This window comes from Formosa agariphila KMM 3901, assembly GCF_000723205.1.
Taxonomy (GTDB): Bacteria; Bacteroidota; Bacteroidia; order Flavobacteriales; family Flavobacteriaceae; genus Formosa; species Formosa agariphila.
Map to the genome: position 1 here is coordinate 3,107,359 of NZ_HG315671.1, position 11,293 is coordinate 3,118,651.

9 protein-coding genes are annotated in these 11,293 nt (G+C 32.4%); all 9 read right to left on the reverse strand.

The window, feature by feature from the left end; genetic code table 11:
• Nucleotides 1-2 precede the first annotated feature (2 nt).
• Nucleotides 3-1,655, reverse strand: a complete 1,653-nt coding sequence (locus tag BN863_RS13000) for a type I restriction-modification system subunit M (RefSeq protein WP_038531341.1) — start codon at nt 1,653-1,655, stop codon at nt 3-5.
• Between the two features lie 9 nt (nt 1,656-1,664).
• A complete protein-coding gene (locus BN863_RS13005) occupies nt 1,665-2,891 on the reverse strand; it encodes an AAA family ATPase (protein ID WP_242404031.1) in 1,227 nt (408 codons plus the stop codon).
• Nucleotides 2,892-2,923: 32 nt separating this feature from the next.
• Nucleotides 2,924-3,580, reverse strand: a complete 657-nt coding sequence (locus BN863_RS18685) for a restriction endonuclease subunit S (RefSeq protein ID WP_051774790.1) — start codon at nt 3,578-3,580, stop codon at nt 2,924-2,926.
• A gap of 83 nt (nt 3,581-3,663) precedes the next feature.
• Nucleotides 3,664-4,185 carry a restriction endonuclease subunit S domain-containing protein gene (locus tag BN863_RS18690; protein ID WP_051774792.1) on the reverse strand — a complete coding sequence of 174 codons (522 nt, stop codon included), beginning with the start codon at nt 4,183-4,185 and terminating at the stop codon, nt 3,664-3,666.
• On the reverse strand, nt 4,178-7,168 hold the full coding sequence (locus BN863_RS13015) for a type I restriction endonuclease subunit R (protein WP_038531347.1): 2,991 nt from the start codon (nt 7,166-7,168) through the stop codon (nt 4,178-4,180). The genes BN863_RS18690 and BN863_RS13015 overlap by 8 nt, the downstream gene beginning before the upstream one ends.
• Nucleotides 7,169-7,365: 197 nt before the next feature.
• On the reverse strand, nt 7,366-8,625 hold the full coding sequence (locus tag BN863_RS13020; protein WP_038531349.1) for a Y-family DNA polymerase: 1,260 nt from the start codon (nt 8,623-8,625) through the stop codon (nt 7,366-7,368).
• Entirely contained in the window at nt 8,625-9,071 is a 447-nt protein-coding gene (locus BN863_RS13025; RefSeq protein WP_051774794.1) for a LexA family protein, read from the reverse strand. Before BN863_RS13025 ends, BN863_RS13020 begins: the two co-directional genes overlap by 1 nt.
• A 382-nt stretch (nt 9,072-9,453) precedes the next feature.
• Nucleotides 9,454-9,735, reverse strand: coding sequence for a thioredoxin family protein (locus tag BN863_RS18975; RefSeq protein WP_038531352.1), 282 nt, complete (start codon nt 9,733-9,735; stop codon nt 9,454-9,456).
• Between the two features lie 48 nt (nt 9,736-9,783).
• Nucleotides 9,784-11,292, reverse strand: a complete 1,509-nt coding sequence (locus BN863_RS13035; RefSeq protein ID WP_038531355.1) for a CehA/McbA family metallohydrolase — start codon at nt 11,290-11,292, stop codon at nt 9,784-9,786.
• Nucleotide 11,293 lies beyond the last annotated feature (1 nt).

Here is an 11,293-nt window from a genome sequence, read left to right on the forward strand (position 1 = left end):
AATTAAATCGTCTCCAATCCCAACTCCTTTAAATATTTATTATGTTCTTCACTACTTTTCTTTATTTTTTCTTCTACTTCAACTAACTTAGTATTTACTTCTTTTAAATCGACTTTCTTTTCGGCTACCGCTGTACTTACATATCTAGAAATATTCAGGTTGTAGTCGTTTTTCTCAATCTCTTCCATAGACACTCTACGAGCATATCTTTCTATTTTAGCTGGTCTGTTTTGATAAGTATCTACTATTTCTTGAATATCATTAGGCTCTTTTGGGTCTATAACACCATCTACTTTTCCATCACGTAACACATTTTGACGTTTTTCTTTTTTATAATGCTCACTTGCATTTATAAATAGTACATCATCATCTTTTTTACATTTCTTTAATATCAGTATACACACAGGAATGCCAGTAGAAAAGAATAGATTTGAAGGCAAACCAATTACTGTATCAATATTACCATCTTTCAATAGTTTTTCTCGTATACGTTGTTCTGCACCACCTCTAAATAAAACGCCGTGTGGTAAAATAATAGCCATCGTACCTTCATCACTTAAAAAGTGTAAACCATGTAATAGGAAAGCAAAATCGGCTGCTGATTTAGGTGCTAAACCATAATTTTTAAAACGAAAATCATCACCCATGGCCTCAGATGCATCCCAACGTAAACTAAATGGTGGATTTGCAACAATAGCATCAAAGGTTGTTTTTTTAGCTGGATTCATTTCATTTAATAAATCCCATTCGTTTTTTAAAGTATCACCATGAAAGATTTCGAATTCTGAATCTTTTACTCCGTGCAACAACATATTCATACGTGCTAAGTTGTATGTTGTTATGTTTTTTTCTTGACCATAAATTCTACTAATTGTACCGCCACCTTTTTCAATTTTATCCTTTACATTTAAAAGTAAAGAACCTGAACCACAAGCAAAATCTAGTACTTTGTTCAGTTTTTTCTTTTTACCTGCTTTTGGGTTTTGACTATCTAAAGTTACAATTTCTGATAGGATTGTAGATAATTGTTGCGGTGTATAAAACTCTCCTGCTTTTTTACCTGAACCTGCTGCAAATTCACCAATTAAATACTCATATGCATCACCAAGTGTATCGCTATCTGTTGAAAAATCAGCAATACCTTCTGATATTTCTTGAATAATTTTACACAATTTCTTATTTCTGTCTGTGTACGTTTTACCAAGTTTTTCAGAATCTAAATTGATTTCCGAGAATAAGCCTTTAAAAGAACTTTCAAACGAATCATTTTCGATATGTTTAAACCCTTTTTGAAGGTCTCGTAATAAATCTTCATTTTGAGTACGAGCTAATTCAGAAATACTATTCCATAAATATTTAGGTTCAATGACATAGTGAACTTTTCTACGCATTTGTTTTTCAAAAGGCTCTATGTCATTTGGATTCGCTTCATACCAAACTGAAAGCGGTGTACGCTTATCATCTTCATTTAAATTTGGGTAATCTGAACCTAATTCTTTTTTTACTGAACCCTCATAATTATCTGATAAATAGCGTAAAAATAAAAATGATAGCATATAATCACGGAAATCGTCTGCATTCATTGCTCCTCTTAACTCATTGGCTATATTCCAAAGGGCTTTTCCAAGTTGTTCTTGTTTTTGTTTTGTTGTCATATTGTGACTTTATTTTTTTAACAGTTCTGGTAAATTAAATTGATATTTAATTAAAAAAGCATCTAGTATTCGTTCAAATAAATCTTTGTTATCTTCACCCATTTCAACAGGGTCGTAAATTGAGTACTTGCCGTGACTTAATAAATTTAAAGCACGTTCAAATAAAACATCATCTTTATCAATACCATAGATGCATTTCCCAAAATCATCTAGCCCGAAAAACGTAGCCGTTTTTTCTAATATGCTACGAAGTGAATTGAAATGATAGGTATTTACTTTTCCTGATTTGGTAGCTTGTTTTAGTTCACATAATATAGCTACGTGATGAAAGAATGGTGTGTCATCTGTTTTTTGAAGTGTGTGACTTTCCTCACTGTTTTTATGTAAGAAGTAGCGATTATGATTAAATCGTTTAAGTTCATTACACATCACATTAAAAAACAAACTATGATGTGAAGACACCACTACCTTAACCTTCTCATCTTCATTTTTTTCTACAATTCTTTTTACACCACTATCCTCAATTTCTTTGGTTACTGCTCTTTTTAATAATCTTGCTAAATCACTCGCAACAGAAATTGCATTGTTATCATCAAGCGATGAAACTGGGTCATCCACATAAATATATTTAACCCAAGAATAGGCACTATCTTCCTCTGCATCTATGGCTAATTCACAAATAGTTAAGAAAACACACCAAACAAAAATATTTTCCTCTCCTCTAGATATTTTAATGTTTGGCTCGATACTATATTCAGGTTCTGTATTATTTGGATTTTTTGGATTATATTTTGGATTTTTAATCTGCTTTTTAAAGATAATCTGCCAATTATCGTAATCAATGTCAAAATCGAATGTAGCATAACGTTCTAAATATGCAAATATCTTTTCGTCTAAGGCTAATTCTTTAAACCCATTAAAAAATTTAGAGTCGGAGTTCATTTGCAAAACACGGGAAGTGTCATGTTGTAAATCATTGTCCCAAACAAATAAGTCTTCTGTAAAAGCATTAAAGTATAGTGTATCCCCAACTATTGTATCTTCAGTTTTAGGTTTTCCTTTTTTATCTAATATTACTTTTCCTTTATTATCCTTTAATTTAACCTTTACTTTCTTTTTTCCTTTTTCCTTAAAAGCCATTGAGGTTCTAGTTTTACCAGTACCATTGTAGGCGTAAAGCAAAATAAAATCATTACTTTTTAAATCGTCTCTAAAACGAGTTACTAGACCGCTCAAAGTTTTATATGTAAATAACTTTCTCTGAACACTCATACCACAACTTCATTTATATTAGGAAACAATTGCTGCATCAACCCTTTTTTGTGGTTTTTCAAGTTTTTTATTTTTGTTGTTTGTGCATGTATTAAATTATCTGCACTAGATAAACAATCAGCTATTTTTTGTTGTTCTTTTGGGTTTTTAGGAACTGCAAATTCGTATTTGATGAAGTTTTTACCATTTATTGAATTTATCGTTGCACCCAAATCAGCTTTTACTTGATATTTATAACTCTCTGTTTGAAATAATTGAAAAACAAAACTTGGGTTATTTGCTCTGAACATAGTCATAAAAGCTCCGTGCGTAGCTAAAGGTAAACCATCAGGTATAATTGCGTTTTTACCAATTAACCTTTTAGAACCATTTCGTACACAAATTAATATATCGTCTGGTGAGCTTAAATTTGCTCCATTTATATCTGTTCTTACATAAACACAGTCATCTAAAAGAATTCGACCATTCTGCACATTCGATGACCTTAAAACTAACAGGCCTTGTTTACGAACATCTTTAGGACTGTAAGTTAAACCGTTAATGAGTTTACCAAGTTTTTTTAATTCTTTAATCTCCCAATCTCCATCATTCTCAAATTCTGGAAAGCGGTATTGTGGTTTAGTTTCACCAATAGCAGGAAATAATTGTTGCAATAAACCTTTTTTGTGGTCTTTTAAATAGTTTAGCTTTTCGGTTTCTGCTGTTATTAGATTATCTAATGAAGATAGACAGTTTGCTATTTTTTTTGTTCTTCTTTTTTAGTTGGAATAGATAACCTAAACTCTTTTAACCAAGTGGTGTTTAAGTTCATTTTAGCACCACCAGCAACTTTTTGTTCAACTTGTTTCCAAAAGTATTCAGAATCCATCCAATATCTGATATACTTATTATTGGCATTATTATTAACTCTAAAAATACCTAAACTCACAAAAATACCGAACTCTATATCTTCTTCAACTATTATAGGGTTTCCTAAATTAGAACCAACTCTTGTAAAAAGTATATCACCTACCTTTGGCTTTGTACTATCAGGCATACCTAAAAACTTCTCTTCACTGATATATTTTATATCTTCAAAATCAATATATCCATCAGATATATTCTTTGAAGACAAGAAAGGTATACCTGATTCAATATAGTCAGGTTTGTGCGTTAAGCCAATTTTTATTTGTCCAAGTTCTGAAAACCCTACATTTTTATATTCAGAATTAAATTCTGAAAAACGCAATTCAGGAACTATATTTTTTTCTTTATTCATAAGCGTTTAATCCTGCTATTTCACGCCCTTGGGCTAGTTTATTCAATAAAGGCACTAAATCATCCATCAATCCTTTTTCTTTTACGCTACGGTCTTTCCAGCCTAACTCTAAAGGCTCTAATAAATCTGTTAGTTTTTCACCGTCAAAAATCATACGGTTCATAATTTCATTTATAAAAGAATTTAAGCTTTCTACTGTAATACTATGCTTGTCTGCAATAGTTTGTATTTCTTTTGCAGATTTTTCCTCTTTAAATTTTTGGTAGCCTGTGCGAATTTCTTTTTCATCTAAACCAGCCCCTACTTTTAAGCTGTTTATATAAGCAATAATATCTTCACGTTCGTCCATTAAATTGGCACTAGAACCTAACAGATTTATTAATTCCTCACGTGTCATTTTATGCTTAGATGGTTTGTCTTGTGTATATTTTGCTATTAAACCAATGATATAATCATAATCAATCACCGCAGAAGAAAATAATACAAATTCAAAATCTAATTGCTGTACATCTTCTGGTGCTTGGTCTCCTTGTTTGTTTTGTTCTGCTTGTAAACGTTTCGCAGTATCTATATACACCGATTTAAAGGAACGTAAATCATCTGTAGGTAGTAAGGCTTCAATGGTTTCAGCTTGTTCCTCTTCTAAGTCTGTATATTGGTCTAATTGTGTTTTATAACGTTGTACTTCTTTAAATGCATTTATAAAACCTGCACGAGCTTCATCCCCTTTTAAATTGCTTACTTCTGAAGGTGAACAATCTAAACCTTTAGCCTCCATAAATTGGTTTAATTGCTCTACTGCATCTTTATATTTTGCAATTACTTTAGGTGCTGCATCAACTAACCAAATTTCTTTTGCCTTTTCTATTTTAGCACCAGAGAAACGAATCATTGCTTTATTTACTTCTTCTTCCTGGTCTCTAAATACTAAAATATTACCATAAGGTTTTGTATCATTTATTACTCTATTGGTACGAGAATAGGCTTGTATTAAACCGTGATACTTTAAATTTTTATCTACATATAGCGTATTTAAATACTTAGAATCAAAACCAGTTAGTAACATATCTACTACTATCATCACATCAATTTTATTTTCGTGAGCATAATCTGCATTTGTATATTTTTGGTTTTTTATACGTTGCTGCACATCTTGATAGTATAAATCGAAATCTGTTATTCTATGGTTAGTATTGTATTGCTTGTTGTAATCTTCAATAATTGTATTTAATGCTTCTTTCTTTTTATCAGGTTCTACCTTATTATCTTCTTTTTCTTGATTTAAATCATCTTGAAGTTGCTGTATGTCTTTATTACCCTCTGCTGGCGGTGAAAACACACAAGCTATTTGTAAAGGCTTGTAATCTTGATTTTCTTGCAGTTTTTCAGCTTGTAGCTTTTTAAACGTATGATAATACTGAATAGCATCGTTTATCGATGCCGTAGCTAAAAGTGCATTGAAACGCTTGTAATCTGTTGCTTTATAGTGTTTCTCTAAAATTGCTTTAGTAACTGCTAACTTATGTAAATCATCACCTACCGATGCTTTTTTTTCTGGTTTAAAATAGTCTATATGAAAACGTAATACATTTTTATCTTCTATGGCATTGGTAATGGTATATGCGTGTAATTCTTTTTGAAAAACATCTTTTGTAGTTTTATAGGATGCTGTTTTTCCTTCAATAGTTTTATAGGTTGCATTTTCTTCAAAAATAGGTGTTCCTGTAAAACCAAATAATTGTGCTTTTGGAAAAAACTCTTTTATAGCATCGTGATTATCACCAAATTGTGATCGGTGGCATTCATCAAAAATAAATACTACCCTTTTATCTCTTAAGGACTCTAGTCTATCATAATAAGTAACTTTCTTTTCTTCTTTTCTTTTTAAATTCCTACTACTATTTTGATTTAATGCTAAACCTAGTTTTTGAATGGTTGTAACAATTACTTTGTCCGAATAATCTGTAGATAACATACGTCTCACTAACGTTTCAGTATTGGTATTTTCTTCTACACTACCTTCTTGAAATTTATTAAACTCTTCTCTTGTCTGTCTATCTAAATCTTTTCTATCTACAACAAATAAACATTTTTCAATATCATCATTATCTTTTAAAAGTGTAGAAGCCTTAAAAGATGTTAGTGTTTTTCCACTTCCTGTAGTATGCCAAATATATCCGTTTCCTCTGTCTTGTTCTATACAATCTACTATTGCCTTTACTGCGTAAATTTGATAGGGACGCATTACCAATATCTTTTGTTCCGTTTCTACTAACACCATGTAACGGCTTATCATTTCGCCTAAGGTACACTTGGATAAAAATTTATCTGTAAAATCGTCTAAGTGGTTTATTTTATAATTGTCTTCTTTTGCTAAAGTATAGACAGGTAAAAATTGCTCGTCTGCATTAAAGGCAAAATGTTTGTTGTTATTGTTAGAAAAATAAAACGTTCTTGTTTTATTACTGACTATAAATAATTGCATATAGCACATTAACGAATTGGTATATCCGTTACCAATATCATTTTTATAGTCTACTATTTGTTGCATTGCACGATTAGGACTAATTTCTAAGGTTTTTAGCTCTATTTGTACAACAGGCACTCCGTTAATTAATAAAATAACATCATATCTATGATTGCTACTTTCTGTATTTATACGAAGCTGATTGATAACTTCAAAATCATTTTTACACCAATCTTTTATATTAACTAACGTGTAATGTAAAGGTGTATCATCCTCTCTAATAAATGTATTTCTTTTTCTTAAATGATTAGAAGATTTAAATACATCTGGATTTATGATTTCAATGAGTAGCTTATCAAATTCAGCATCAGTTAATTTAACTCTATTCAATGCTTCAAACTTCTCTCTGAAATTTAATTCTAAAGCACTTTTTGTTCTAATATCAGGTCGGTATGTGTATTTTAAATCAGTTAACTTCCTGATTAATTCTTCTTCAATTTGCTGTTCTTTGGTCATTAATATAATCCTATGATATTTTGAAACTCTAAAAATATAAATATATGATTATTAAACATTATTTATATTCATATATGGCATAATAAAGTGTGTTTTACGATTGGTTTCAAATCAAAATATTTTATTCACAATGTTCTCAGTGAAATTAACTGATTTTCTTGAAAATTTATTACGGTTTCCCGTAATTCTATAACAAACTACACCTTTACTCGAATAATATCATTGATGTGTGTAGAGTATCTTGGAGATAAACGTTCTTGTTTCATTTTCCACTGGCGGCCGAGGGATTGAGAGCCGAACTTTACTTTATTATTTCCATAGGACGCATTTAATCTATCGACAATTGCCATTAGTGGTTGGTGCTTTGGATTCTCGTGAGAGAATAGACTGAATTGTTTTTGGTCTTCTGGAGTGAGGTTCATAACAATTACTCCGGCTTTTTTATAGTGTAGGCCTTTTTTATAAATAGACTCAAGCGCTTTATGTGCGGTCTTTATAAGGTCGAAACTAGAATTTGTTGGGTTTTCTGTTTTGATGACCACATTACGATAGTATTGTGGTAGGTCTTTACGGAACCCGTTGGTATGCAAAAAGACCATGACCGCATTAGTATGAGAGTTTTGGTGACGTAATTTTTCGGCACATGAAACTGCAAAGGTTGCCACACGTTCTTGAAGTGCAGCATAGTCTGTAATCATCCCTTCGAATGATCGTGTGGTAGCAATAGATTTTTTTGTGTTTGGGGTTTCTAAATTTAAAGTGGGTTTTCCTTCTAAGTCGTGTTTTAACCGAAGTCCGATAACAGACATATGTTTACGCACCCAGTCGTCTGACTGCAGCGTAAATTGATATGCGTTATTAATGTTTAATGCTCTTAAGCGTTTGGCATGTTTTCTACCTACACCCCAAACATCTTCTATAGCGGTCCACTTAAGTGCTTTTACACGTTTTTCTTCTGTATCTATAATATAGACACCTTGTGTACGTTCTGTGAATTTCTTGGCTATTTTATTGGCCACTTTGGTTAAAGCTTTTGTTGGGGCAAAACCGATACTTATTGGGATACCTGTTCCTCTGATGACTTGTTTTCTCATAATCTCCCCTATTTCCTGAAGGTTGAAATATTGAAACCCCTCGAACTTTAAAAAAGCTTCGTCTATACTGTAGATTTCGATATCTGGAGAGAAGTTGGCAAGCAAGCTCATGACTCGACTGCTCATATCTCCGTACAGTGCATAGTTGGATGAAAATACGTGAATGTTATGTTTTAAAAATAGGTGTTTGTATTCGAATGCGGGTGCCCCCATAGGAATACCCAAAGCTTTAGCTTCGTTAGACCGTGCAATGACACAGCCATCGTTATTTGATAATACCGCTATAGGCTTACCATTTAAAGCTGGGTTGAATACGCGTTCGCAAGAGGCGTAGAAATTATTACAATCGACTAGGGCAAACATTAGAAGTATTTTATAACGTTAATAACGATACCCCAAATGATAAAATCGTTATCGGCTGTAACACAAATGGGTTTGTAGTCTTCGTTTTCGGCAATCAGCCAAACACAATCCTTTTCTATTTTAATCCGTTTTACAGTGAATTCACCATCGATAAAACAGACTGCTATTTTATTGTCTTTAGGCTCCAGGCTTTTGTCGACAATTAATAAATCGCCATCATGGATGCCTACGTTTTTCATTGAATGTCCGTTGACTCTACCGTAAAACGTCGTACTCGGATTTTTAATAAGATGTTTGTTGAGGTCGATATTAATATCTAGAAAGTCGTCTGCAGGCGATGGGAATCCTGCACTAATACCATTAACAAATGGTAGTTCTATAGCCGAAGTGTATTCGGGTATAAAAAATGTAATTGGTTTAATTTGATATAACTTTCTAATTTGCATACTACAAAATTAAACAATAGATATGTAAAAATGTAGCAGTGTTGATAAGTTTAGTTGGGGTTAGTCTGCCATAGGAAAATTAGAAGTGGCAAAACAGCAAGAATGTTGATTTATTCATGTAAAAAAATCTCAGATTAAAATTAATCTGAGATTTGAAAACTCATGTCTTTTAAAGCTTATACTTCAAATAAGACTTAGAACCTTTCTATTTTGAGTATAAAAATTAACACTAAAACAATTATTTAAACTTCGACACCCCAGTTTTCAACCACGTATGATACGCTTCTACATCTGGAATATAGCCTACAGGCTCGACTAGTTTTTCTTCGTTATGATTGATAATCACATAAAACGGTTGCGAATTTGATTTGTATTTAATGGTTTACATCTCGCTCCATTTTTGCCCGATGTACTTTAACTTTTTTCCTGGTTTTAACTGAGAGTCTACAATCTCATCTGCTTCCAGTTTTCGTTTGTCATCTACATATAAGGAGATTAAAACCACATCGTTTGATAATAGATTTAAAATCTCTGGTTCTGGCCATACATTTTGTTCCATTTTTCTACAATTTACACACGCCCAACCTGTAAAATCTAACATTTGTGATAAACTTGAGTCGTGAGGTAAAATAAAAAGGGCACGAAAATAAATTTCGTACCCCATCCAAAATTAAACAACTCAAATGAAAAATTTTTTAAACCTTATAAAACTCTACTCGAAGTATATCGGGTTACTAACAAGAATAAGATTTCCTTTTTTATCTCGAACTTTTACAAGGATCCAATTTGGTTTTGTATCATATCTCCACACTATGTGGTTATTTTCTTTTATGTTATTATTTCTTTGTATCAATTCTGACTCTATTTCGCCATCTACAACGAATTCAAGGCTTGCCCCGTCAACACCTTTTACAGAAACTGATAACTGAATTTCTTTCGTTGAATTAACGTTAAGAACTTCTCCCATTTTAGCTTCATTATTATTAACCTTAGCTTTAAAATCTAAAAACCTTTCTTTGTTACCTTCAATATCGATATAAACTCGGCCATCACGAATACCTTCAATCATTCCTTTAGCAGAAAGTTCTTTCATAAATACAACTGTAGTTGGAGAACCAATAGATCCTAAAACCTCTGAATCTGCTGTTCCACTATGATCATCACTTCCTCCTATAGCTGTAATACGTTCACCATTATTCAGCATTTTATACCATTGCTCCCATCCCTGATAAGTAATTTCTGATGAACCTGTTTTTTTCAAAGTACCTCCGTTTATAATTTCTATAGCAGTGATAGTAGCTCTTGGTAAGTCTTTTATTTGCCAACCACATCCCATACAATCTTCGCCGGAAGGAACTCCTGCATGATTAATAGACACAATACCTCCTAATTTATTTACTTTATCCATCCATTTAGTTGCCTCTGCAGCCGATGAATCACGCATTCTAAAGTCAATATAACCTGTAGGACCAAAGATGTTAGCATGCCCATAAAAAGTTGTAATTTCTCGGCCAGCTACCAATAATATCTCGTCGAAGGCAGGCTGTAGTTCACGTAAAGCATTAGCATGAGATGTTGCATTATGTTCTGTAACAGCTATAAAATCTAAATCTCTATTAACTGCAGCTTCAACAGTACGATATACAGGGCAAGGAATTTTATTTCCAGACTGGGATAAACATTTACCATCACTATTACCGGTATGCATATGCAAATCTCCGTGATACCAACCTGCTTTAGTATTGATAGGTGTGTCTAAAAATTCTGTAACACGGGGTTCGCTTTCTAAAAAAATAAGAGCTTCGTATTGTGAAACTACATTTTCACGAATATTAGGAATACCTAGAAGTAATTTCCAATAACCTGAAGGCAAAGCCCCTGGTAAGTAACCAGGGGTTGCATCTTCCATACTTAATGTTATTTTGCTTCTTGATCCACCGCTCCAACCTCTAAAATTATTTGGATCTAAAAGTCCAAGGTCTACTGTAGTACGTTCTTCCTTTCCTGTATAACTCACCTTAATGGTTAAACGCTTAACACCCTCCGGTAGTTTAAAAGGGACTTCGACATATGTATGATAATCATCTATTGATAACTCACCCCGTAATACATAATCTGGTTTTAAAGAAATTGTATCACTTTCTATTAGAGACTGTCCACAACTAGGTGCCACAACAAATAGAAATAAGCATATAAAGTACAAATAAAACTTAGCTTTCATA